This window comes from Aeromonas sp. WP2-W18-CRE-05 (assembly GCF_014168615.1).
Taxonomy (GTDB): domain Bacteria; phylum Pseudomonadota; class Gammaproteobacteria; order Enterobacterales; family Aeromonadaceae; genus Aeromonas; species Aeromonas caviae.
Genome location: NZ_AP021917.1, coordinates 2,692,115 through 2,715,993, shown reverse-complemented (window position 1 = coordinate 2,715,993; position 23,879 = coordinate 2,692,115). Strand labels below are relative to the sequence as shown.

Genomic DNA, 23,879 nt, shown 5'->3' with positions numbered 1-23,879 from the left:
GAGTCGGCCGGTTTGATGGAGAGTGTGGCGTGAGAGGCAAATTCAAATCCCTGACCATGGTCAACTGGAACGGCTTCTTCGCCCGCACCTTCGATCTCGACCAGCTGGTCACGACCCTGTCCGGCGGCAACGGCGCGGGCAAGTCCACCACCATGGCGGCCTTTATCGCGGCCCTCATTCCCGACCAGTCACTGCTTCACTTCCGTAACACCACGGAGGCGGGCTCCTCCAGCGCGTCCCGCGACAAGGGGCTCTACGGCAAGCTGCAGCGCGGCCACTGCTATTCGTTGCTGGAAGTGATGAACAGCCGAGAGCAGCGGATCTGGGTTGGCGTCCACCTCGAACAGGTGGCCAACCGTGACAACAAGGTCAACATCACCCCGTTCGCCCTGGTGGATGTGCCCGAGCACCTGGCGCCCACGGATCTGCTGCTGGAGAAGCTCGACGACGGCAAGGGCCGGGTACGTGCCTTCGCCGATCTGAAGGGGGCGGCAGCGGAGCTTGGCGCCATCAAGGTCGCCAAGTTCAATACGGTGACCGATTATCACAACTTCATGTTCGAGTTCGGCATCACCCCGAAGAAGCTGCGGGATCAAAAGGATCGCGGCAAGTTCTATCGCCTGATCGAAGCCTCCCTCTACGGCGGTATTTCGTCTTCCATCAGCCGCTCCTTGCGTGAATACCTGCTGCCGGAGAACTCCGGGGTACGCAAGGCGTTCCAGGACATGGAGGCGGCCATCTACGAGAACCGCCGCACCCTGGAAGCCATCAAGGAGACCCAGGGTCAGCGGGATCTCTTCAAGAACCTGATCACCGAGACCACCCACTATGTGGCCGCGGAGTATGTGCGGGGCGCTGCCGAGAAGAGCCGCCTCTCCGAGCTGGCCCTCAAGGCACGCTCTGAGCTCGCCGGCAAACGCCGTCTGCTGGCCGAGGAGAAGCAGCGCGCCATCTATCTGGCGGACGAGGTGGATCAGCTCACCAACCGCGAGAAGCTCCTGACCGACGAGCTGGAGTCCGCCGCCGAGCACCTGGCCAAGGTGATGGCGGCCGTGGCGCTGCAAAAGAAGATTGCCCTCTATCGCGCCGATCTGGCGGAGCTCAACGACAAGCTGGAGCAGCAGCAGGCGGTGGTGGAAGAGATCCACGGCCAGTTGCTGGAGGTGGAAGAGCGCAAGGAGCTGGCCCAGGCAGAGGTAGACAGCCTCAAGACCCAGCTCGCCGACTACCAGCAGGCGCTCGATATCCAGCAGACCCGCGCCATCCAGTACCGTCAGGCGGTGCAGGCCCTGGAAAACGCCCGCGAGCAGTGCGAGTTGCCGGGGCTCGAGCCTGCGCAGGCGAGCGACACCCTGCATCAGTTCCGCGCAGCCGAGCAGAGCTTGACCAGCCGGGTGCTGGGGGCCGAGCAGCAGCTGGCGCTGGCCAAGGCGGCGGTGGCCGAGCACGAAGCGGCGTTGGCGCTGCTGCTCAGCATCGTCCCCGAGACAGTGCGCGAGGCCGCCTGGCCCACGGCGCAGGCGCTGCTCAAGCGCCACATCGAAGACAAGGCCCGCATTGCCCAGGGCCAGGGTCTGCGCGCCGCCCTGGCTCGCCTCGAGAAAGAGAGCGAGAGCCAGAAGACCCTCTTGCGGCTGCGAGACGAGCTGGCCCAGGCGTCTGGTCAGCACATTGCCAGCCAGGACGAGCTGGAGATCTTCCTCGAAGCCCAGCGCACCCGCCAGGAGGAGCTCGCCGAGCAGCAGGCAGAGGCCAATCAGCGCCGCGCCAGCCTCGAGCATCAGGGCACTCAGCTGGGCCGCGATATCGCGGAACTGACCAAGCTGGCGCCGCGCTGGCTCAAATCCTTTGAAAAACTCGAGCAACTGCGCGAGCAGAGTGGCTTGGACTTGGCCACCGCCGAAGAACTCTCTTCCGGCATGCAGAGCGTGCTCGACAAGGAGCGGGAGTTCGAGCAGGAGAGCAACCGCATTCAGGGCCAGAAACAGGCGCTGGAGATGCAAATTCGCAACCTGCAGCTGGGTGCCGGCGAGGCGGATCCCCGTCTTGCCCGCATCGCCGAGCAGGTGGGGGGCGTGCTGCTCTCGGATGTCTATGACGACATCTCCATCGATGATGCCCCTTACTACTCCGCGCTCTACGGCCCGGCTCGCAGCGCCCTGGTGGTGCTCGACCTCGAAGGCGCCATCGAGCGGCTGAAAAAGCTGGAAGATTGCCCGGAAGATATCTACCTCATTCAGGGCAACCCCGACTCCTTTGACGAGGATCTGGTGGAAGCGGACGAGCTGGGGGACGCCGTGCTGGTGCGCACCAGCAAGCGTCAGGTGCGCTTCTCCCGCTACCCCGAGCTGCCGCTCTTTGGCCGCGCCGCCCGGGAAAAACGGATCGAGCAGCTCGATCTTGAGCGGGAAAACCTCATCGAGGGCTACGCCAAGGCCGCCTTCGAGCAGCAGAAGTACCACCGCCTCTACGGTCACTTCCGCGACTTTATCGGCCAGCATCTGGATATCGCCTTCCGCCCGGACCCCGAAGCCGAGGTGCAGGCCAAACAGGCCGAGCAGCGCAAGCTGCAAGAAACCATCGCCGAGTGCGACAAGCAGCTGAGTGATGCCAAAGCCGCCGCCGCCCAGCTGACCCGCCATATCCAGCTGGTGCAGGGGATGCTGCCCTTTGCCCACCTGTTTGCCGAGGCAGACCTGGCGGCCCGCCTCGAGGCGGCTCACGCCGACGTGGAGGCGCTTAAAACAGCCGAAGCCTTTATCGCCAAACACGGCAAGGCGCTGGAAAAACTGGAAACCATGGTGCAGGTGCTGCGCCAGGATCCCCAGGATCTGGCGGCCCTGCAGGCGGCCTTTGACGAGGTGAGTGACCTGCTGGCCGAGCAGAAGCGCCGCTGCTACGCCCTCGATCAGCTGGTGGCCCGTCTGCCGCACTTTGCCTATCAGGATGCGCAAGACCTGCTGGGCAAGGCCTCCGAGATGAGCGAGCGACTCAAAGAGAAGCTCAAGGCGGCGGAGCTTGCCGCCCGCACCGCCGGTGAGCAGCACAAGCAGATCACCCAGCGCCACACCGAGGCGCTGCAACTGCGCACGGCGCTCGATTCCAGCGCCTCGGCCAAGGGGCAGACCCTGGCGGAGTTCGAGCAGGAGCTGGCGGCCATGGGGCTGACCCTGTCGGATGACATGGAAGAGAAGGCCCGTGCCCACAAGAAAGAGATTGAAGAGCTGCTTATCCGCACCCGGACCCGCCGCACCAGCGCCGAGGCCCAGCTGCAGGTGTGCAAGCGCGAAATCGAATCCCTTGGCGGTCGTCTCAAGCTCGAAGGCAAGGATTACTACAGCGCCCGCAAATCCCTGGTGGGTCACAAGGCGAGCTGGTCGCGGGTGGTGCGTCTGGCACGGGAGACCGACGTCGAGAAGCGTCTGAACAAGCGCGAGCTGGCTTATCTTGACAGCGACGAGCTGCGCTCCATGTCGGACAAGGCCCTCGGCGCCCTGCGGGTGGCGGTGGCCCACGACGAGGCCCTGCGCGATGCGCTGCGTCTGTCGGAAGGCAACCGCAGCACCGAGCAGAAGGTCGCCTTCTATGTGCAGGTCTACCGTTACCTGAAAGATCGCATCCGCAACGACATCATCCGCTCGGATGATCCGGTGGAAGCCATCGAGGAGATGGAGATCGAGCTGGCGCGCCTCGCCGACGAGCTCAAGCAGCGGGAAACCCATCTGTCCCTCTCCTCCCACGAGGTGGCGGCCAAGATCACCAACATCATCCGCCGGGAGCAGAACCGCATCCGGGTATTGAACCAGGGCCTGCAGAACATCGCCTTCGGTCTGGTGCGCGGGGTGCGTCTCAACGTCAATATCCGCGAGGCCCACACTCGCCTCCTGACGGCGCTGGCCGATCAGAGCGCCATGCACAACGATCTGTTCGCCGACAAGGAGCTCAGCTTCTCCGAGGCCATGGCCAAGCTCTTCCAGCGTCTCAACCCGCAGGTGGAGCAGGGGGAGCGCAACTATCAGGTGATGGGGGACGTGCTGCTGGATTATCGCAACTACCTGGAGCTGGAGATCGAGGTGCAGCGCGGGGCCGACGGCTGGCTGCGGGCCGAGAGCGGCGCCCTCTCCACCGGCGAGGCGATCGGCACCGGTCAGGCCATCCTCTTGATGGTGCTCATCAGCTGGGAGGAGGAGTCCCGCCGTCTGCGCGGCAAGGACATCGCTCCCTGCCGCCTGTTGTTCCTGGACGAAGCGGCGCGGCTTGATGGCAAATCCATCGCCACCCTGTTCGAGCTGTGCGAGCGCCAGGACATGCAGCTCCTTATCGCGGCGCCGGAGAACATCAGCCCCGAGAAGGGCACCACCTACAAGCTCATCCGCAAGGTGCAGGGCAAGCACGAACATGTGCATGTGGTGGGGCTGCGCGGCTTTGGCTTCGCCGACGACAAGCTCATCGCCTGACTCTGATGGGCAAATAGCAAGAGAAAAGGGAGGCATTCGCCTCCCTTTTTATTGGAAAAATATGGCAAAGTAGCGGCGCTGCCTGTGATGGGATAAGGCTACGGATGAACGGGTTTGCCCGGTTCTGGTTAATAAGTATCCCTCTTGTTGTGCTGGGTTGCGGACGCAGATCGGAGGGTGTTTGTGTGCGCGAGTTGGCAAACGCGAGCAGAGAAGTGGCACCTTGATTGTCTCTTGGGTGTAACAGTGGTGATTTAAAGCCTATGTTTATTGCAACAATCGCGGCGACCACTGCGTTGGCAACTGGGCTGGGCCCCATGATGGCAAGGGGCCGCCTACATTGCGGTGGCTTGCCGGTATGGGGAGAATCTACCCGTTACTGCGACGCGATATGATCAGCCGGGCTATCTATCCGGCAAGGTGAGCGAGGAGAAGTAGATGCGCGGCATCGGGAGAGAAGGAGTGGTGCAATCGGCCTGCAAAGGGGGGCTGTTGCTTGTCTGCCTGCTGCTGGCAGCCTGTAGCAGCCGTTATGACGAGAGCCACGGCGGCAGCTGGCGCGGCTAAAGCGAGACCGGTTACGCCAGCTATTATGCCGACCGTTATCACGGTAAAAAGACCGCCAGCGGCTAGAGCTATCTCAATAACCTCAGTAGCGCTGCCCATATGGAATTGCCCTTTGGCTCCATGGTGCGACGGGTCACCAACCTCGCCAACGGCAAGAGCGTAGTGGTCAAGGTCAATGATCGCGGCGCCTTTAAAAGCGTGCGAATTATCGATCTCTCCAAATCCGCCTTCGGCTCCATCGGCAATATTCGCGAAGGTGTTATCAAGGTAAATGTTGAGGTGTTGTGACCACTTACGATGTCGCAGAGTCTGGTGGAATATGGTGGGCTCTGCAGATCGTAATGTCCTTGCAGCAGATGGCAGCTGGAAACATACACAGGGATGAATAAAGCATGGCTATGGACACTTTCGCGTTTCGCAAACAATGGCGCATGACGAAGGCGCGCATTCAAGCCACCTGGTTCTGGCGTGTGTTCGGCATCCGTGCCATGCAAAAGGGGTGGACCAAGTTTCTGGTGGCGGTAGCCATCATGGCCGGCTTCTGGAGCGTGTTTTTTTACGTTGAATTGCTTAACCCCATCCTGCCGCTGGAACAGTTGACGAAAAATGAGGGGGTGCTTGTGCAGGTTTATAAGCCCCTCCGTACTGCACATAACTCCGCGATCAGGATCCTGACGGACCCGGGAGAGGAAATAGCCTATCGAGGTAGTATCTATAACAAAGCAGCGTTGCTTGCCGCAAAAGGAAAACGGGTCACGGTCTGGAGTCAGCCTTATTACAGATTTTGGTGGCCCTTTTATTTCGAACAGGCGTGGCAGGTGCAGGAAGGTGAGCAGGTCTTGATAAGTTATGAAAATACGTACAAAAGCCTACTGCGTTATAAGCCAAGCGACGAATGGCTGGCCCAGCACTTGTTGATATTGACCATCCTCTCCTTAGCTATTGTGGCTTTGGCTTGCCACAAGGGAGCGACAGCAGAGTAATTGTTATTTTTAAATCGTTCATCGCCAGTGATGGGGAAATGATCTCTATGAATCACACAATGCCGGGTGAATTTATCCAGTTTTACGGGTAACCAGAGGACGGTGCAGTTTTATGAGCGCCTTGGTTACAAGGTGGAGGAGGGGGATCAGGGATAAATACAGTATGACTATGGAATTTTTTGAATTACGCAAACAATGGCGCATGACGAAGGCGCGCATTCAAGCCACCTGGTTCTGGCGTGTGTTCGGTGTCCGTGCCATGTAAAAGGGGTGGACCAAGTTTCTGGTGGCGGTAGCCATCGTGGCTGGCTTCTGGAGCCTTTTTTCATACGTTCAATCACTTAACCCAGCCTTACCGCTGGAACAGTTGACGAAAAATGAAGGGCTGATTGTGCATGTTTACCAGCCCCTTCGTACTGCACACGGCTCCACGATCAGGATCCTAGCGGACTCAGGAGAGGTGTACAGATCTAGTTATCACCTGACAGGGGCTGACGGGTGAACACACAAACGGGAGGCCTGGGCCTCCCGTTTTCCATGGAAAATATGAGAGAGTAGGCCCCTGTTAACGGAAGCCTGACTGGCGATGCTGGTCGCTCTGTCCCATCGAGGAAGCAACGCATGACGACGCGACAAAAAGGGCTGCTGGCCTCCCTGTGCCTGCTGCTGGCGGCCTGCAGCAGCCAGCCTGATGCAGGCAGTGCGGGCAACTGGCGAGGCTATAGCGAGACGGGGCTCGCCTCCTATTACGCCGATCGCTACCACAACAAGCGTACCGCCAGCGGGGAGCCTTACCAGCGCCACGCCAACACCGCCGCCCACATGACACTGCCCTTCGGCGCCCTGGTGAGGGTCACCAACCTGGCCAACGACAAGAGCGTGGTGGTGCGGGTCAACGACAGGGGCAATTTCCCCCGCGGACGCATCATCGATCTCTCCAAAGCGGCGTTCAGCGCCATCGGCAATCCCCGATCCGGGCTTATCAAGGTCAGGATTGAGGTGCTCTAGTCGCCGGTTCTGCATGTGCCCGAGCCCCTCCATACCCGGGCCGCTGGAAGAGGATGCTTCCCAGTGATCGCGGGCCATCTTCTTCATTCCATTGGTGAGGTTGCCGACGCGGCTTCCCATTTTCCGGTGTGCCATTAAGATAGCCAAACGAAAAACAGGGTGTCTTTGCCATCTGGCGGCAACCGGGCATGACATGGTGTGTGAGACCCCCTTCAACCCCTGCCCATGTTTCGCCGCTAAGGAGCAGGCTATAAAGTGAGACGTCATTCACAGGGAGGATCAGAACATGACTGACAAACGCGCCATTCAGGCAACGGCCATCCCCGAGCACAAGGCAAAGTCCCTCTATCCGGAGCCCTTTGCCTCCCTGGTCAAGCACCGCACCCGGCGCAGGCTGGGGGATCATTTCGGCCTCGCCAATTTCGGGGTCAATCTGACGACCCTGGCACCGGGAGCCATCTCGGCGCTCAAGCACCATCACGGCCTGCAGGACGAGTTCGTCTATGTGCTCTCGGGCAATCCCACCCTGCGCCACGGGGAGGAGGAGTACCGGATGTCGCCGGGGGAGTGCATCGGCTTCAAGGGGGGCAGCGGCCTGGCCCACCAGTTGCTCAACCACGGTGAGGTGGACGCCGTCTATCTCGAGGTGGGGGACAGGCTGCCAGGGGACACCGTCGACTATCCCGATGACGATCTGGCCCTGGTACAGGGGGCCGATGGCGCCTGGTCAGCCAGACACAAGGATGGCAGCCCCTACTAGGGGCGCCTCTTCGCGCAATGAGAGAGACCTCCATGGTGTTCAGCCCCTTTTCTGCTGTCAGGGCAGAGGATTTTCTGCCGCTGCTCAACGACGAGACGCTGCGAAAGCACCTGATCCCTCACCCGCTTTTCGATGTGGCCGGGGTGCGCGACTGGATGGCGCACAAGCTGGGAGTCGACGCCCGGCCAGGTTGCCGCGTGCGCGCCATCTTCCTCGACGGCACCCTGGCGGGGTGGTGCGGCATCCAGCCCGATGACGAGGGAGTGGAGCTTGCCATTGTGCTCGCCAGGGGCGGCTGGGGAAGCGGCGTGGCGATTTTCAACGAGATGATGGGATGGGCGAGGGAGCTTGGCCATCGGACGATCCTCTTTCACTTGCTGGATACCCGCCCGCCTTATCGATCCCTCGCCAGACGGGCCATCTGGGTGAGGAAAACGCGCCTGGGCGAACACCCTTTCACCACCTATTGCCTTGACGTTGAGCGCTGGTCTGCAGGCCCTTAGCCTGGACCAGGGGGCAGCAAGCCGTGCCGCCTCCTGGCGGGTCCCGTTGCCACCCTTTGCGCCATGATCCCTCCCGCTCGTTTGTTCCTCTGTGCACGGCGTGGTTATCCACCCCGTTGAACACAGTGTTCATTCTGCCCCCCTATATGGCCTCCACCGTCCTGCCTACACTGGGCAACGTCTGATGGGGGGCATCCGGCAGTATAAATCGCTGTCCAGGTTGCACTCTCTGGCGTGTTGACGATGTACAACGGAGAAAACTGGATGAAAAAAGAGACAGACAAACTGGTATCGATCGCGGTGCTCAAGGCCCGTGACGGCATGGGAGAGCGCCTTCGCGATGCCCTGCTTGCCTTGATTGACCCCACTCGCCAGGAGCCGGGCAACCTCGATTACGTACTGTTCGAGTTGAAGGATGAACCCGGCACCTTCTACATGCGGGAAGCCTTCGTGAGTCAGGCCGCCCTGGATGCCCACTGTGAGACCGCGTATTTCCAGGCTTTCGCTCGCCAGGCGGACGAGCTGCTGGCCGAACCCCTTCGGCTTGTCTTCATGGAAGAAGTGAGCCCCTGATCCTTGCCGCAGAGCCCGATGATCCCCTCATCGGGCTTTTTGCCTTCAGCCTCGCTCCGGCAGGTTCATCTGCTCGCTCATGGTGTCGATGAAGTGGCGGATGGCGGTGGTCGTCGGCTGCCCGGCTAGGGGCGGAGCATGGAGCACGCAGAGATCGGCGGGGATCCCCTGCTCGAGGCGGATGAAGCGCACGTGGGGCCACTTCTGGCGGGCGTAGCTCGCGGGCACAAGGGCCACCTGCTGGCTGGTGGCCACCACGGCCATCAGGGTATTGGGCTCCACCACCTCCTGACGCAGGCGGGGGTAAAAACCCTCCACCAGGCAGGCGTTGATGATGAGATCCGTGGAGGCGGAGTTGGCGCGGCTCATCAGCACGAAGGGCTCTGCGGCGAGCTCAGGGAGGGAGACCCGCTTGCGATCCCGCAGGGGATGCTCGTCCGATACCACCAGCACCATGGACTCCCGATAGACAGTCTCGGCCTGCAGCGGGTGGATGTTGAGGGTGTCGGCGAAGCGGGCGAGGCCGATGTCTATCTCCTTGCTGGCCAGCGCCTGCTTCTGGCGCTCGGGGGAGAGCTCGGTGAAGGAGATCTCGCACTCGGGGTGGCGCTGGTGACACTGGCGGATCACCTCGCCAAAACCGGCCCAGAAGATGGAGCTGACCAGCCCGATGCGGATCTGGTTGCGCTCCATGCGCCCTGCCTGCACCACCCGGTTGAGGCCGCTCTCCAGCACGTCGAACAGGCGATCGCATTCGGCCTGCAACAGGCGCCCTGTGGGGGTCAGGTTCACCTGGCGGGTGTGGCGCTCAAACAGGGTCACCCCCAGCAGGGATTCGAGTTCCTTTATCTGGGCGCTGAGCGGCGATTTGGAGACATTGAGCCGTAGGGCGGCCCGGCTGAAGTGGCCCTGGCTGGCCACTTCATGGAAGTAACGCAACATCTTGAGGGTGACGCGATCGCGCCATTGGGTGTCCGGGAACATGGTCTCTCCAGGCTTGAGGGGTGAGATCGCCGTCAAAGTTCGGGCACGGGAATGGCGGGGCAGGGAGGCGGGTCCCTCCTGACACCGCGATCCGCATCACATCGGTTTTCCCCCTCCGGCGACCCGTTTGACGGAGAAATGGCATGAAGCAGCGGTTTTTGGGCCATTTCGGGTGCGTCATTACCCCATTACGCCGGTCATTGTGTTGTATATCGGGATAATCAGGCCGATTTTAGCGATTTTTGTCGTCCAATGCCTCCCCTAGAGTGAGCGTCATGTCTCATTCACAGCCTCAAGAGGTACAACTCATGCAACACGATCCCGTACTCAACGCCGTCGCCACCATTCTTGTCCGCAAGCCGGGGTTTGCCCCCCGCGTCGCCATGATCCTGGGCTCCGGCCTCGGCGTGCTGGCCGATGCGCTGGAAGAGAAGGTCACCATTCCCTACGAGGAGCTGGACGGCTTCCCGGTCAGCACGGTGGCCGGTCACAGCGGCGAGCTGGTGCTCGGCAAGCTGCACGGGGTGGACGTGGTCTGCATGAAGGGGCGCGGCCACTACTACGAACACGAAACCATGAAGGTGATGACTACCCCGGTGCGCACCTTCAAGCGCCTGGGCTGCGAGCTGCTGCTGGTAACCAATGCGGCCGGCTCGCTGCGCCCGGAGCGCATCGGGGTCGGCTCCCTGGTCATCTTCAACGATCACATCAACACCATGCCGGGCACCCCCATGACGGGCGCCAATGACGAGGCCTACGGCCCGCGCTTCTTCAGCCTGGCCAATGCCTATGACAAGGGGTTGCGCAGCGAGGCGCTGGCGCTGGCCGAGCGGGAGGGGATCGCCGTCAATCAGGGGGTGTTCGTCTCCTACAGCGGCCCCTGTTTCGAGACCGCCGCCGAGATCCGCATGATGCAGATCATCGGGGGCGACGTGGTGGGGATGTCGGTGGTGCCCGAGGTGGTCAGCGCCGCCCACTGCTCGCTGCCGGTGCTGGCCATCTGCGCCATCACCAACATGGCGGAGGGGCTCGGTGACGTGCAGCTCTCCCACGAGCAGACCCTCAAGTGCGCCAAGCTGGCGGAAGCGGACTTCATCCGCCTCATCAACGCCTTCATCCAGCACCACTTCCAGTAAGCAGGGAACGACCAGGAGGTCAGATATGTTTGCAGCAGGATTTCTCGGTATGGCGGCGCTGCTCCTCATCGCCGTGTTCGCATCGACCAACCGCAGGGCCATTCGCCTGCGCACCGTGGGGCTGGCGCTGGCCTTGCAGGTCGCCATCGGCGCTCTGGTGCTCTATGTACCGCTGGGGCGCCGGGCGCTGGAGGGGATGGCCCACGGGGTCGACGCCGTGCTGGCAAGCGGCAAGGCGGGTATCCACTTCCTGTTTGGCAACCTGGTCAACTTCTCGGTGGATGGCATCGGCTTCGTGTTTGCCCTCAACGTGCTGCCCCTGGTGGTCTTCTTCTCGGCGCTCATCGCCGTGCTCTACTACCTCGGCATCATGCAGGTGGTGATCCGCATCATCGGTGGCGCCATGGCGCGGCTGCTTGGCACCTCCCAGACCGAATCCATGTCGGCGGTGGCCAACGTCTTCGTCGGTCAGAGCGAGGCGCCGCTGGTGGTCAAACCCTACATGCCCAAGATGAGCGATTCGGAGTTTTTCGCCGTCATGTGCGGCGGCATGGCCTCGGTCTCCGGTACCGTGCTGGCGGGCTACGCCATGATGGGGGTGGACATGCAGTACCTGCTGGCCGCCTCCTTCATGGCGGCACCGGGCGGGATCCTGTTCGCCAAGCTGATCATCCCCGAAACCAGCCAGCCGGACTATGTGTTCGACAACAGCATCCAGTTTGATGGCAAGAAGCCGGAGAACGTGCTGGCGGCGGCAGGCGAGGGGGCCAGCAGCGGCCTCAAGCTGGCGGCGGCCATCGGCGCCATGCTGATCGCCATGATTGGTCTGGTGACCCTGGTCAACACCCTGCTGGGCGGGGTGGGGGAGATGGTGGGCATGCCGCTCTCCCTCGAGCTCATCCTGGGCTGGATCTTCTCGCCGCTCGCCTTCCTGCTCGGGGTACCGCTGGCGGACATCGGCATCGCCGGCGCCATGATCGGCAAGAAGCTGGTGGTGAACGAGTTCGTGGCCTACAGCGATCTGGCGCCCTACCTGAAAGACGCCAGCACGGTCACCGCTGCCGGTCTGCAGGTGCTGGAGGAGAAGTCCAAGGTGATCATCAGCTTCGCTCTGTGCGGCTTCGCCAACCTGGCCTCCATGGGGATCCTGATCGGTGGCCTCGGCACCCTCTGCCCGTCGCGCACCGACTTCATCGCCCGCTACGGTCTGCGTACCGTGCTGGCGGCCACCTGCTCCAACCTGATGAGCGCCGCCATCGCCGGTGTCTTCTTCTCCCTCGCCTGAGTCTCTCACCCTTTGTTTCGGGGCGCTGCGGCGCCCCTCTCTTATCCCGACAGGAGCTATTTATGAACGACGTGACTGCTTTTGAACCTGCCTGCGCCACCACAGAGGCGGCCATCCGGGCCATCCGCTTGATGGATCTCACCAGCCTCAACGACGATGACCACGATGCGCGCATCATCGCCCTCTGCCATCAGGCCCGGACCTCTGTCGGCACCACCGCTGCGGTGTGCATCTACCCGCGCTTCGTGGGGCTGGCCAGGCTCACCCTGGCGGCTCAGGGCACCCCCGAGATCAAGGTTGCCACCGTGGTCAACTTCCCCCACGGCGACGATGATCTGGCAACCGTGTTGGCCGAGACCCGCGCCGCCCTCGCGGATGGCGCCGACGAGATCGATCTGGTGATCCCCTGGCGTGCCTTGATGGCCGGGGACGAGGCCCCCGCCCGGGCGCTGGTGCGCGGCTGCAAGGCGTTGTGCGGCGCCCGGGTGCTCAAGGTGATCATCGAATCCGGCGAGCTGCAGGAGCCTGCGCTTATCCGCGCGGCCTCCCTGCTTGCCATCGAGGAGGGTGCCGACTTCATCAAGACTTCCACCGGCAAGGTGGCGGTCAATGCCACCCCGGCGGCGTGCCGCACCATGCTGGCGGCCATCGCCGAGTGCGGTGCGCAGGATCGGGTGGGGTTCAAGGCGGCGGGCGGGGTGAAAAGCGCACGGGAGGCGGCGGAGTATCTCGCCATGGCGGCCGCACTCTTTGGCGAGGAGTGGCTGGTGGCCGAGCGGTTTCGTTTCGGTGCTTCCAGCCTGCTTGGCCAGTTGCTGGCAACCCTGGGTGAGGGCAAGCTGTCCCCTGCGACCGACCACGGTTATTGATCTCTTCCGTCGGCGCCTGCGGGCGCCCTTGCTGACAGGTGTATCCCATGTCTTCACGTCCCCATGTTGCAAAGGCCCACGGCAAGGTGTTGCTGTTCACCCTGCTCATCAGCCTCTCGTTTCCCATCGGCAGCGCCCTCACCGCGGTGCTGGACCCGCTGGTGGTCACCTGGGCGCGCTACCTGCTGGCCTCCCTCATTTTCGTCGGGGTGCTGGGGTATCAGGGGGGGCTGGTGCAGCCTTCCCTGCGGGATCTGGGGCGCTACACCCTCATTTCGCTGCCAGCCCTCTGCTACTTCGTCGCCATGTTCGTGGCATTGCAGGAGACCAGTGCCCTCGATGCCAGCGCACTCTACACCACGGTGCCGCTGATCAGCGCCCTGGCCGGCATGGTGATCTTGCGCCGCGCCATCGGCTGGGGAATGGGGCTGGCCCTGCTGGGGGGCATGGTGGCTGCGGCCCTCATCATCTTTCGCGGCGATCTGGGATTGGTGGCGAACCTCAGCCTCACTCCCGGCAATCGCATCTACCTGCTCGGCTGCGTGGCCATGGCCCTCAACCCCATCCTGATCAAGCGCTGCTACCGGGGGGAGTCCTTCCTCCACCTGACCGGCTGGACCCTCATCTGCGCCACTGTGCTGCTCACCCCGGTGGCGCTGCCCGGATTGCTTGAAACCGACTGGAGCCGGGTCTCCCTGCCGGTGGGGCTGGGACTTGGCTATCTGGCTCTCTTTGCCACGGCGCTGAGCTTCTTGTTGTTCCAGCAGGGAAGCGTGGCGCTGCAACCGGAACAGGTGTCAGCCTATACCTACCTCATCCCGGTGATGGTGCTGCTCACCGGCATGCTGACCGGGGAGACAGTACACTGGGAACAGGTAGGCTGGGGGGTAGGGGGTGTGCTGCTGACCATGGTGGTCATGGTGCTGCTGCCCCTTCATGCTGGCAAACGGGGGGCGGTCTGAGGGGCTGCCTGTCGCCCTTATCAACCAGAGAGTGCGTCATGAGAAGAACCCTGATCCTGGTACGTCATGGCAAGTCGAGCTGGGAGGACGCATCTTTGTCTGACCGCGCTCGTCCGCTGGCGGCGCGCGGGCTGCGCGATGCGCCCCTGATGGGGGCTCGCCTGGCGTACCTGGGGGTGAAGCCCGATCTCATCCTCTCGAGCCCCGCCAGCCGGGCTCTGACGACCGCCCGGCTGCTTGCCGCAGAGTTGGGTTATTCACCAAACCACATCGCCATCGACGAGGGCCTCTACGAGAGCGATGCCGGGGCCCTTCTCGGGGTGGTGGGGGCGCTTTCAGATGATCTCGCCTGCGTGCTGCTGGTGGGCCATGATCCTGCCTTAACCGACCTGGCCCATGGTTTTTCCTCCGGTATCACTCGTATGCCGACCTGCGCCGTCGCCCGCTTTATCTTCGACGCCCCCTCCTGGTCGGCGCTCCCGTTCTGCTCGCCGGTGGTGGCCGTGCTGGACTTCCCGAAGAAAGGGTAGAGGGGGGGCAAGCAGGCAGAAACGACAAGGGGAGCCTCGGCTCCCCTTGTCGTGATGGTGACGGGGTCATTTGGCCGCGATGGGCCCCTTGGTGCCCGCGTCGTTGTCGACCCAGCCATCTTCTCCCTTGAGGCGGCGATCCCCCTGGATGGTGTAGATGACCATGCCCTCCTTGAACACCAGGGCCCCGTCGGATTTCCTGGCACTGACCTGCTTGTCGTTGACCCACACCTGATCCTTGTCATCGATACGGATGTTCGCGACCGTGGCGCCCGTCTCGGGGAAGGTGGCGACCCAGTTGCCGGCGTAGGGGCTGGCGCTGGCCGCTGCGGGGGCGGCGCCAAATCCGGCGGCGGCGTTCTCGGCCTTGCTCTTGTTGATGTCACAGCCGCTGAGTTCGCTCACCTGGGTACAGCCTGAGCGCTCCAGCTTCTGCTCATAGCTCATGTTCAATCCGCCGTCGGCGGCCGGGGCGGCGGTGCCAAATCCTGCCTTGGCGTTTTCCGCCTTGCTCTTGTGAATATCGCAGCCCTGGGCTTCGGTCACCTGGGTGCAGCCGGAGCGTTCCAGCTGCTCGGCGTATTTGTGGTTGATGGCGTGAACCTGGGCGCTGCCCAACAGGGTGAGGGTCAGGATAAGCGCGGTCTGTCTGAACATGATCAATACCTCTGGCAATGGGTCATTCGGGCTTGCTGCTCCCTGGGCGGCAAGTGGCTTGCGCTGGCGAGCTGCAGCCCTCTCTCACCATAGCAGGAGGGAGCGAAAGACGATGCCTGTATCAGCTCTGGGGGATGCGGACCCCCTTGTCGAGGTAGAGGCTGCTGTAGTGGGCGCGGTGGGTGACGAACATCACCTGATGGCGACTGCCATCGGAGAGAATGATGAAATCACCGGCCTGTGCCGGGCTTTGCAGGCGGATCTCGTGTTCGGGGGCCGTCAGCTTGTCGGCCTCCTCCCGGAAGGTAAGGGTGTAGGAATACATATGGCGCTCCACCGCAGGCTCATATACAGACACGCCTACAACTCTAGCCCCGGTGGCCGGGATCCGCGGCGCCCAAGCGGCGCCGATGGTGCAGATAATGTCAGCAGCGGTGAGGCACGGGGATCAGGGACGACCACTGAGCAGGATGGCGCCGCCCAGGGTGATGAAGAGCCCGCCGGTGATGCGGCCAACGAGGCGCTCGCCGCGACCTGGCTTGAAGTAGCGACCGGCGCGCCTGGCCAGGGCGACATAGCACAGATGCACCAGGCTGACGATGGCGCAGATGGTCAGGTACATGGTGATGAACTGCAGCGTCAGCGGACTCTGGTGATCGAGGAACTGGGGCAGCAGGGCGCAGAGGAAGACGATGGTCTTGGGGTTGCTGGCGGAGACCAGAAAGGCTTCTCGCAACAAGGAGAGGGTGGTTCTGGTGCGTCCCCGAGCGGTGGAGGGAGAGAGCCCTTGGCCACCGGTATTGGCCGCGCGCAGCGCCTTGTAGCCCAGATACACCAGGTAGCCACCCCCCGCCAGCTTGAGGGCGACAAAGAGGGGAGGCAGGGTTTGCAGCAGGGCCCCCACCCCCATGGCGACCAGACCGATGAGGATGGCCTGGCACCCCAGGTTGCCGAGGATGCTGACAAGGGCGGCGCGCCAGCCGTGTTGCAGACCGTTCTTGACCACCAGCAGCACATTGGGGCCAGGGGTCAGGGTCGCCAGCAGATAGGCCAGCGCAAACAGCATCCAGGTATTGGGGTTCATGAGCACATCCTTGGCGTCAAAGCAGGCATGATGCCAGCCTCTTTGACGAGTCGTCCAGCGGCGTCTCTCCCGGCCCCGAAGAGGAACCATACGAGAGCAATCCGGTGCAGCATGGTCTGCGGCAGGAAGTGCAATAGGCAAGGATGTGTATAAAAAAACCGCCATCAGGCGGTTTTAATGGTTGTCAGCCCCTATTTCAGGGCTTTTTTCAGCTTTTTGATCTTGCCTTCGTGCTTGGCGATTTTCGCCTGGCGGGCGGCGATCTTCTTCTTGATCTCTTTCTTGCTGGCCATGGGGCGGCTCCTTGTCTCGTGGGCGCCATGGGGATCAGGGTGCCCGGGGTCTTTCCATGCGTGCCGGGAAGGCCCTCTCCGTTGGCGCACTGGCGGCCAGGGGAGGGGGCATACCGCGGAACTGGTTTGCAGAATAGTCCAGTTTCTCGCGGGTGCCACCCGAACGGCAGGAAACAGGGGTAACAAAAAAGCGCCCCCGGGGGGCGCTTCTGGCTTGAAGGGGTCGGTATCAGGCCTTTTTCAGGTAGGCGGCCACCAGCACGATCTGCATGCCGTTGACCTTGCCCTCGATGTGCAGCGGGTTGTTGGTCAGGCGAATGCCCTTGACCAGGGTGCCGCGCTTGGCGGTGAAGCCGGCGCCCTTGACGTCCAGATCCTTGATCAGGGTGACGGAGTCCCCTTCCACCAGCACGGCGCCATTGGAGTCGACGGTCGGTACGCTGTCGTCATCGTCGCTGGTCACGCCGGCGTCTGCCCAGGCCTTGACCTCGTCTTCCATGTACATCATGTCCAGCATGTCCTGGGCCCAGAGCTCGCCCCGGGCGACGAGGGTCTTCAACTGGCGCCAGGCCATCACCTGCACCGCCGGCACCTGGCTCCACATGCTGTCACCCAGGCAGCGCCAGTGGTTCACCTCCGTGGTGTCCGGCTGCTCCAGCTGGCCGCGGCAGGTGGCGCAGAGGGCCACGCTGTGGTCGTCGTCGCTGGCGGGGGAGTGCGGCACCGGGAAGGCAGTCAGCGCATGTTCTGCGCCACACAGCTCGCATTTGGCGTTTGCACGGGCTTGCAGGATGGCATTGATGGTCATGATTGGGTTCCGTTTATAGGGGTAAAGCGGCTCGCCGTGGCGGGCTGCGCGAATGAGGGGGCGGAATATAGCACAAATCCCTGCTTTTTGTCAGGCTACCAGAGGCGCCCAGGCGAGTGCTTTTTGACGGCAGATCGCTAGAATGAGCCTCCCTTCTTGCGCCAAAGGACAGGTTCACCGTGCTGGCCCACCGTTTTCGACAACTGGACTGCTTGCTCACCGCCGAGCGACGCTGGTGGCAATACCAGCCCTATCACCACCTGGGGATCGCCTTTGCCCACGAGGCGCCAGCCCTTGCGAAGTGCCTGGCAGCCCTGACTCTTGACGAGATAGCGCACCTCGACGGGGACATGGATGCGCTCTGCACCCTGCTCGCCCCCTGGATCCCGGTGGGGGCCGAGTTGCAGGCCCTCGGCGAGCTTGCCCCTTTCGCCCCCGAGCCCGTCCAGTGCGCCAGGGCCATGGCGATGTACATGCCGGGACGCAAGCAGGGGCAGATAGAGGCCTTCACCGGCTGCCTGCCCCCCCACCAAGGACCCTATCTGGAGTGGTGCGCCGGCAAGGGGCATCTGGGGCGCCTGGTGTCGCTGCACCGTGGCGCCGAGATCCTGAGCCTGGAGTGGCAGGGGGCGCTCTGCGAGGAGGGGCGGCGGCTCGCCGCGCGCGACGGCGCCAACATGCGGTTCGTGGAGGCGGATGCCTTTGCCGCCGAGTCCGGGGCCCTCATCGCCCCGCACCATCACGCCATGGCGCTCCATGCCTGCGGCGATCTGCACACCCATCTGCTGACGCGGGTGGCCGAGGGGCGTGCCCAGGGGGTGACCCTCTCCCCGTGTTGCTACCACCTCATCAGGGGAGAGCACTATGCGCCCCTCTCCCGGGCCGCCAGGGCCAGTGCCCTGCGCCTTGGCAAGAGCGATTTGAAGCTGCCGCTGCAGGAGACGGTGACCGGCGGCGCCCGCATCGCCCGGTTGCGGGAGCGGGAGGTGGTGTGGCGCCTCGCCTTTGACTGCCTGCAGCGCCAGGTGCGCGGGGTGGATGAGTACCTGCCGGTGCCCAACCTGCAAAAGAGCCTGCTGACCGGGGACTTCGAGGATTTCTGCCACTGGGCCGCCGAGCGCAAGGGGATGGGCTTGCCCGCGGGGCTCGACTACGCCGCCTTGCTGGCACAGGGGGAGCGGCGTTTTGGCGATGTCGCCCGCATGGAGCTGGTGCGCCACCTGTTTCGCCGCCCCCTGGAAATCTGGCTGCTGCTCGATCGCGCCCTCTTCCTCGAGGAGCAGGGCTACCGGGTGGAGGTGGGCACCTTCTGCCCCAAACCCATGACCCCGCGCAATCTGCTGATCCGGGCGGTGCGCGCAGGGGGGATCTGAACAAGCGTCCGCACAGGTCGGATGGCTGCGCCAACAAGGCCAGGGGCTGGATCCCCCTGCAAACGAGCGCCATCTGAGTGCAGGGAGGCGTGGCTCACAATTTCGCCAAATTCTTAATTCTTGTCGTGAATTTAGTTGTCAGGATGCCTATGCTCGCCCTGACATTTTCAAGACAAGGATGGTTACCCATGTTCATGCTCACGCGCACCGCCTGCCTGGTTGCCCTCGTCTGGGCACTGCCCGGCCAGAGCGCCATGACAATCCAGCCCGATCCCCAGAACAGCGGCGGCTATGTGATGGCGGCGGCGGATCTTGCCAGTGCGGCCCAGGCCAAGACCGCCAACCCCATGTACGGGATCTGGTCCCACGCCCTGGCCACCCGGCCCAATTCGGTGGTGGAGGCCATCGTGGCACGCGCCCCCGGCAACCCGGACAACGTCAAGCGGGTCGAGCGGGTCTTCACCGAATCGGACTGGGAGTTCCTGACCCAGATGGCCGCCCCGGAGTACACCTACGAGCGCTTCCTGCGGGCGGTGGGCAAGTTCCCCGCCTTCTGCGGCGACTACACGGACGGGCGCAATGCGGACGCCATCTGCAAGAAGTCCATCATCACCGCCTTCGCCCACTTTGCCCAGGAGACCGGCGGCCACATCGCCAAGGAGAATGTCTCCGACAACCCCCTGGGGCTGGAGGAGTGGCAACAGGCCCTGGTGCACGTGCGGGAGATGGGCTGGTCTGAGGGGCAGAGCGGCTACACCACGGGGTGTGGTCAGAGTGACTGGCAGAACCGGCGCTGGCCCTGCAGCACCGGTCAGGGCTATTTCGGTCGCGGCGCCAAGCAGCTCTCCTACCACTTCAACTACGGCGCCTTCTCCGAGGCCATGTTCGACGGCGACGCCTCTGTGCTCCTCAACAACCCCGGGCTGGTGGCGGACTCCTGGCTCAACCTCGCCTCCGCCATCTGGTTCTTCCTGACGCCCCAGGCTCCCAAACCCGCCATGCTGCACGTCATCGATCGGACCTGGGTGCCCTCCCAGCGTGAGCTGGCGGCGGGCATCGGCTACGGCTTTGGCACCACCATCAACATCATCAACGGTGGCATCGAGTGCGGCGAGCAGAACAAGAACAAGGGCCAGCCGGTCAACCGCATCCGCTATTGGGAGGGGCTCGCGGCCCACTACGGGATCCCGCTGCTGGCGGACGAGAAGAACACCTGCTGGCAGCAGACCCCCTATGGCAGCCTCAACCTCAACGGCGCCACCGACGTGCTCTACACCAACTGGGACGGCAACTGGAAATACTACCCGGACAGACCCGGCGGCTACTCCTTCGAGTGCGATCTGGTGGGGTACCAGACCGCCTATTCGGCCCTGGTGCCGGGGGATTACGAGAAGTGCGTGACCAACTTCTACGGCTCCCACGCCAGCTGGCCCAAGATACGGGTGGTGGCCACGCTGGATCCGGCCCCGGTCGACCCCGGCACGCCGCCGGTGGACGGGGTACCGGCCTGGGAGGCAGGCAAGGTCTACACCGCGGGTAACAAGGTGAGCCACAAGGGGGTCATCTATCAGGCCAAGTGGTGGACCCAGGGCAACGAGCCGGGCAAGGGGGACCCCTGGGCTCCGGTGACCTGAGAGTCAGTACAAGCGCAAGCACCCCGGGGAGGCCGCGCGCCTCCCTTGTTGATCGCCGCGCTGGCTTGCTGCGCCTCTTTTGGCACTGATAGAGTGCGGATTCACACCGAGGGAGGATAACCATGAACATCGCCATTCATTTTGAAATTCCGGTACAGGATATGGAGAGAGCCATCCGCTTCTATGAGGGGGTCTTCGAGACGGTGCTGGAGCGGGTGCAGATCGATGGCAACGAGATGGCGCTATTTCCCCTGGAAGGTGGCACGGCGGGCTGCTCCGGCGCCTTGGCGAAGGGGGATAGCTATGTGCCGAGCCTGGATGGCACCCGGATCTATCTGCGGGTGCCTGACATCGAGGGGACCATGGCCCGGGCACTGGCATCGGGCGGAGCCTGTCTCTATCCCGTCACCCGGGTCGGGGAGGGCCTCCGGGTGGCGGAGTGTCGGGATTGCGAGGGGAATCGCATCGCCTTGCAGGAGGGAACCTGACCATTATTTATCCGGTGCATGGGGTGTGTTGAATCATTCACGCGATGAATAAAGAGGGGAATCTTCCCGCTCCGGGAGCCTCAGCCCCGCGGTGAGGCCCCGGAATGGTCAGTTGCCGCCCCCCGGATCCCGTGCTACTTCATCTGGTGCGGCAAGAAGGCGAGCACCCGTTCGCCCGGTCTGTCGCCCCAACTCTCAGGAGGCATCATGGAAGGACATTGTCTGTGTGGCGGGATCACCGTGTCGAGCGGCGATCACAAGGAGGTCAACCTGTGTCACTGCGCCATGTGCCGGCGCTGGTCAGGGGGGCCCATGTTCGCGGTGCACGGGGGCAAGGGCGTGCGGTTCACCGGGATGACCCCGGTGGCCTACCGCTCGTCGGAGTGGGCGGAGCGCGGATTCTGCCCCACCTGCGGCACCCATCTTTTCTACCATCTGTTGCCGACGGACGAGTACATCCTCTCTGCCGGCCTGTTTCAGGATCAGGGGTTCGAGCTCACCGGGCAGATTTTCATCGACGAGAAACCCGACTTCTATGCCCTCAAGAACGACACCCCGACCCTGACCGGGCAGCAGGTGTTCGAGCAGTTCGCCCCCAAACCCTGAGCCTGTACTCACCCCGAGGAGAAGCCATCATGGATGAACAACCGAAGGTGAAGGGGCCTGCCTCCTATTTTCCCGCCATCGAGCAGAAATACGGCCAGCCCATCGTCCACTGGCTGACCCTGCTGGCAGGGCGGGAGGAGCGCAAACACATGGCCCTGGTGGCCTGGCTCAAGGACGAACACGCCATGGGTCACGGCCATGCCAATGCCCTGGTGGCCCACTTTTTGGCGCAGCCCGATGCGCCCGGCGTGGCATGACAGTGCCACAGTGCAAAACCAGAGGAGCAGAGAGATGAAGATAAGCGTCAGCGTCTGGGTTGCCAGGCCGATTGCCGATGTGTGGCAGGGCTGGAACACCCCCGCCAGCATCATGGCGTGGAACGCCGCCTCCCCGCAGTGGCACTGCCCCCAAAGCCGGGTGGACCTGCGGGTGGGTGGGCGTTTTTGCCACCACATGGCGGCGCGGGATGGCAGCACGGGGTTTGATTTCGAGGGGACCTTCACCGAGGTCACCGCGCCGACGGGGCTCGGCTACGTCATGGACGATGGCCGCGAGGTGAGCGTGCGGTTCGTGGCAGAGCAGGGGGGCACCCGGGTGGAGGAGCGGTTCGATGCCGAGTCCCTGCACAGCGGCGAACAGCAGCGGGCGGGGTGGCAGAGCATCCTGGATAACTTCAAGCGCCATATGGAGGCCGCCGGCTGACCCCTGTGGGGCGCCAAGAAAAAACCACCGCAAGCTGGCGGTGGTTTTTTTATGGCGTTCGCCCGGAGCAAGGCGGGGCGGGGAAGGGGGTCACTCCTCGATGTCCAGCAGCACCAGGATGGCGCTCTCGCCCCCCCACTCCCGCGGCGCCTGGTGAAAGGCGCGCACAGCGGGGTGCTGGGCCAGCCAGCTCGGGATGCGCTGCTTGAGGATGTGCTTGCCGATGCCGTGCATCACCGAGGCGACGTGGATGTTCTCTTTTCGGCACAGGGTGAGCAGGGCCGCCAGCTCCTGCTTGGCCTGGTGCTGGTTCATGCCGTGCAGATCCAGATAAATCTCCGGCGGGTAGCTGCCGCGCTTGAGCTTTTTCAGCTCGAATTTTGACACGTCGTCGCGCACGTAACGGGTCGGCCCGTCCGCCTCGAGATGGGGCTGGTACTCGTCGCTGAAAAAGTGGTCAACCCCAAGCTTTTCGCGGCTCTCGCGCACTTCGCGTTTCTGCTTGACCGGGCTTGAGGAGGCCCTTATGGTATCTTGCTTAATTTTCCGGGTACCTTTGACAGCATCACGAAACAGCAGGCTTTCCTCGTCTGTGAGTGAGGGCGTTTTTTTCATCAGGTACTCGTCTTGCTCGCTGTATAAAATTCTCGGGCCGGATATTACTCGACTTGGAGGTGGATTTGGACAAGATATTTATCGATGAGGTGGTTGCCGAAATGCACACCATCCAGGACATGTTGCGCTGGGCCATGAGTCGTTTCAACGACGCCGGGATCTTCTACGGACATGGTACCGACAACGCCTGGGATGAGGCCGTGCAACTGGTGCTGCCCGCGTTACATCTGCCGCCGGACGTGGATCCCGCCATGCGCCACTCCCGCCTGACCACCAGCGAGCGCCACCGCATCGCCGAGCTCATCATCCGCCGCGTGCAGGAGCGCATTCCGGCACCCTACCTGACCAACAAGGCCTGGTATGCGGGCTGGGAGTTCTACGTGGACGAGCGGGTGCTCATTCCGCGCTCCCCCATCGCCGAGATGGTGGCCAACCGCTTCGCCCCCTTCCTGAAAGACGAACCGACCCGGATCATGGACTTGTGCACCGGCTCCGGCTGCATCGCCATCATCATGGCCCATGAGTTCCCCCATGCGGAAGTGGATGCCATCGACATCAGCGTCGATGCCCTCAACGTGGCCGAGCGCAACATCAACGATCACGGGCTGGAGCAGCAGGTCATCCCCATTCGCTCCGATCTGTTCCGGGATCTGCCGGCCGGTGACAAGTACGATCTCATCGTCTCCAACCCGCCCTATGTGGACTCCGAGGACATGTCGGATCTGCCGGAGGAGTTTCGCCACGAGCCGGAGCTGGCCCTGGCATCTGGCTCCGACGGCCTCAAGCTCACCAAGCGCCTGCTGGCCAATGCCGCCGACTTCCTGAAAGAGGATGGGGTGCTGGTGGTCGAGGTGGGCAACAGCATGATCCACCTGGAAGCCCAGTTCCCCGAGGTGCCCTTCACCTGGGTCGAGTTCGAAAACGGCGGCCACGGCGTCTTTGTGATGACCCGCGCAGAGCTCGAGCAGTACCAGGCCCATTTCGCCATTTACAAGAACTAAG

At 63.1% G+C, this 23,879-nt stretch carries 24 protein-coding genes and 1 pseudogene; 19 read left to right on the top strand and 6 right to left on the bottom strand.

What is annotated here, in order from left to right:
• Window positions 1-29 precede the first annotated feature (29 nt).
• The 7 genes and pseudogenes from mukB (at window position 30) to H7R73_RS12695 (ending at window position 8,851) form a co-directional block, all read left to right on the top strand.
• The gene (gene mukB, locus H7R73_RS12725) at window positions 30-4,457 is read left to right on the top strand and encodes a chromosome partition protein MukB (protein ID WP_103260206.1); all 4,428 of its coding nucleotides are present in this window, start codon (window positions 30-32) and stop codon (window positions 4,455-4,457) included.
• Window positions 4,458-4,895: 438 nt separating this feature from the next.
• Window positions 4,896-5,312 (top strand): annotated as a pseudogene (locus H7R73_RS12720) (septal ring lytic transglycosylase RlpA family protein).
• Between the two features lie 104 nt (window positions 5,313-5,416).
• A complete protein-coding gene (locus tag H7R73_RS12715) occupies window positions 5,417-6,007 on the top strand; it encodes a hypothetical protein (protein WP_103260205.1) in 591 nt (196 codons plus the stop codon).
• Between the two features lie 621 nt (window positions 6,008-6,628).
• Complete coding sequence (locus H7R73_RS12710; protein ID WP_042863918.1) at window positions 6,629-7,015, top strand: septal ring lytic transglycosylase RlpA family protein; 387 nt, start codon at window positions 6,629-6,631, stop codon at window positions 7,013-7,015.
• Between the two features lie 286 nt (window positions 7,016-7,301).
• Window positions 7,302-7,775, top strand: coding sequence for a cupin domain-containing protein (locus tag H7R73_RS12705; protein ID WP_039040728.1), 474 nt, complete (start codon window positions 7,302-7,304; stop codon window positions 7,773-7,775).
• A gap of 17 nt (window positions 7,776-7,792) precedes the next feature.
• Window positions 7,793-8,278 (top strand): GNAT family N-acetyltransferase, encoded by a 486-nt coding sequence (locus tag H7R73_RS12700; RefSeq protein WP_103243077.1) that lies wholly within the window; start codon window positions 7,793-7,795, stop codon window positions 8,276-8,278.
• A 264-nt stretch (window positions 8,279-8,542) separates the two neighbouring features.
• Entirely contained in the window at window positions 8,543-8,851 is a 309-nt protein-coding gene (locus H7R73_RS12695; RefSeq protein WP_039040730.1) for a putative quinol monooxygenase, read from the top strand.
• Between the two features lie 45 nt (window positions 8,852-8,896).
• Here H7R73_RS12695 and H7R73_RS12690 read toward each other — a convergent pair whose 3' ends face one another.
• Window positions 8,897-9,835, bottom strand: coding sequence for a LysR family transcriptional regulator (locus H7R73_RS12690; protein WP_042863915.1), 939 nt, complete (start codon window positions 9,833-9,835; stop codon window positions 8,897-8,899).
• A gap of 308 nt (window positions 9,836-10,143) precedes the next feature.
• Between H7R73_RS12690 and xapA the strand changes: the two genes are divergently transcribed.
• From xapA to H7R73_RS12665, 5 genes are all read left to right on the top strand, one after another.
• Window positions 10,144-10,971: a xanthosine phosphorylase gene (gene xapA / locus H7R73_RS12685; protein WP_103260204.1), complete on the top strand. Its 828-nt coding sequence runs from the start codon at window positions 10,144-10,146 to the stop codon at window positions 10,969-10,971.
• A 25-nt stretch (window positions 10,972-10,996) separates the two neighbouring features.
• Window positions 10,997-12,256: a NupC/NupG family nucleoside CNT transporter gene (locus tag H7R73_RS12680; protein WP_103260203.1), complete on the top strand. Its 1,260-nt coding sequence runs from the start codon at window positions 10,997-10,999 to the stop codon at window positions 12,254-12,256.
• Between the two features lie 62 nt (window positions 12,257-12,318).
• Entirely contained in the window at window positions 12,319-13,125 is an 807-nt protein-coding gene (gene deoC / locus H7R73_RS12675) for a deoxyribose-phosphate aldolase (RefSeq protein ID WP_103260202.1), read from the top strand.
• Window positions 13,126-13,172: 47 nt separating this feature from the next.
• Complete coding sequence (locus H7R73_RS12670; RefSeq protein ID WP_048207779.1) at window positions 13,173-14,087, top strand: DMT family transporter; 915 nt, start codon at window positions 13,173-13,175, stop codon at window positions 14,085-14,087.
• 38 nt (window positions 14,088-14,125) lie between these two features.
• Window positions 14,126-14,617: a SixA phosphatase family protein gene (locus H7R73_RS12665; protein ID WP_103260201.1), complete on the top strand. Its 492-nt coding sequence runs from the start codon at window positions 14,126-14,128 to the stop codon at window positions 14,615-14,617.
• A gap of 66 nt (window positions 14,618-14,683) precedes the next feature.
• Here the strand turns inward: H7R73_RS12665 and H7R73_RS12660 are convergent, their stop codons facing one another.
• The 4 genes from H7R73_RS12660 to H7R73_RS12645 all read right to left on the bottom strand — a co-directional run bounded on the left by H7R73_RS12660 (window position 14,684) and on the right by H7R73_RS12645 (window position 17,459).
• Window positions 14,684-15,274 (bottom strand): hypothetical protein, encoded by a 591-nt coding sequence (locus H7R73_RS12660; protein ID WP_103261136.1) that lies wholly within the window; start codon window positions 15,272-15,274, stop codon window positions 14,684-14,686.
• A gap of 121 nt (window positions 15,275-15,395) precedes the next feature.
• Window positions 15,396-15,599: a hypothetical protein gene (locus tag H7R73_RS12655; protein ID WP_039040737.1), complete on the bottom strand. Its 204-nt coding sequence runs from the start codon at window positions 15,597-15,599 to the stop codon at window positions 15,396-15,398.
• 123 nt (window positions 15,600-15,722) lie between these two features.
• Window positions 15,723-16,358, bottom strand: coding sequence for a LysE family translocator (locus H7R73_RS12650; RefSeq protein ID WP_041215106.1), 636 nt, complete (start codon window positions 16,356-16,358; stop codon window positions 15,723-15,725).
• Window positions 16,359-16,880: 522 nt separating this feature from the next.
• Window positions 16,881-17,459 carry a PhnA domain-containing protein gene (locus H7R73_RS12645; protein WP_042017138.1) on the bottom strand — a complete coding sequence of 193 codons (579 nt, stop codon included), beginning with the start codon at window positions 17,457-17,459 and terminating at the stop codon, window positions 16,881-16,883.
• Between the two features lie 179 nt (window positions 17,460-17,638).
• Between H7R73_RS12645 and H7R73_RS12640 the strand changes: the two genes are divergently transcribed.
• The 6 genes from H7R73_RS12640 to H7R73_RS12615 all read left to right on the top strand — a co-directional run bounded on the left by H7R73_RS12640 (window position 17,639) and on the right by H7R73_RS12615 (window position 22,262).
• Window positions 17,639-18,832, top strand: coding sequence for a methyltransferase (locus H7R73_RS12640; RefSeq protein ID WP_042017137.1), 1,194 nt, complete (start codon window positions 17,639-17,641; stop codon window positions 18,830-18,832).
• A 188-nt stretch (window positions 18,833-19,020) separates the two neighbouring features.
• Window positions 19,021-20,466, top strand: coding sequence for a chitinase (locus H7R73_RS12635; RefSeq protein WP_103260200.1), 1,446 nt, complete (start codon window positions 19,021-19,023; stop codon window positions 20,464-20,466).
• A 122-nt stretch (window positions 20,467-20,588) separates the two neighbouring features.
• Window positions 20,589-20,954, top strand: coding sequence for a VOC family protein (locus H7R73_RS12630; RefSeq protein WP_103260199.1), 366 nt, complete (start codon window positions 20,589-20,591; stop codon window positions 20,952-20,954).
• Between the two features lie 207 nt (window positions 20,955-21,161).
• A complete protein-coding gene (locus H7R73_RS12625; protein WP_010674834.1) occupies window positions 21,162-21,560 on the top strand; it encodes a GFA family protein in 399 nt (132 codons plus the stop codon).
• A gap of 29 nt (window positions 21,561-21,589) precedes the next feature.
• Complete coding sequence (locus H7R73_RS12620) at window positions 21,590-21,817, top strand: DUF4287 domain-containing protein (protein ID WP_042863908.1); 228 nt, start codon at window positions 21,590-21,592, stop codon at window positions 21,815-21,817.
• 34 nt (window positions 21,818-21,851) lie between these two features.
• Window positions 21,852-22,262 (top strand): SRPBCC domain-containing protein, encoded by a 411-nt coding sequence (locus tag H7R73_RS12615; protein WP_042881036.1) that lies wholly within the window; start codon window positions 21,852-21,854, stop codon window positions 22,260-22,262.
• A 90-nt stretch (window positions 22,263-22,352) separates the two neighbouring features.
• Here the strand turns inward: H7R73_RS12615 and smrB are convergent, their stop codons facing one another.
• Window positions 22,353-22,877 carry an endonuclease SmrB gene (gene smrB, locus H7R73_RS12610; RefSeq protein WP_041211465.1) on the bottom strand — a complete coding sequence of 175 codons (525 nt, stop codon included), beginning with the start codon at window positions 22,875-22,877 and terminating at the stop codon, window positions 22,353-22,355.
• 65 nt (window positions 22,878-22,942) lie between these two features.
• On the opposite strand from smrB, the gene prmB reads away from it, so the two are divergent.
• Complete coding sequence (gene prmB, locus H7R73_RS12605) at window positions 22,943-23,878, top strand: 50S ribosomal protein L3 N(5)-glutamine methyltransferase (protein WP_039040745.1); 936 nt, start codon at window positions 22,943-22,945, stop codon at window positions 23,876-23,878.
• The last annotated feature ends 1 nt before the right edge of the window (window position 23,879 follow it).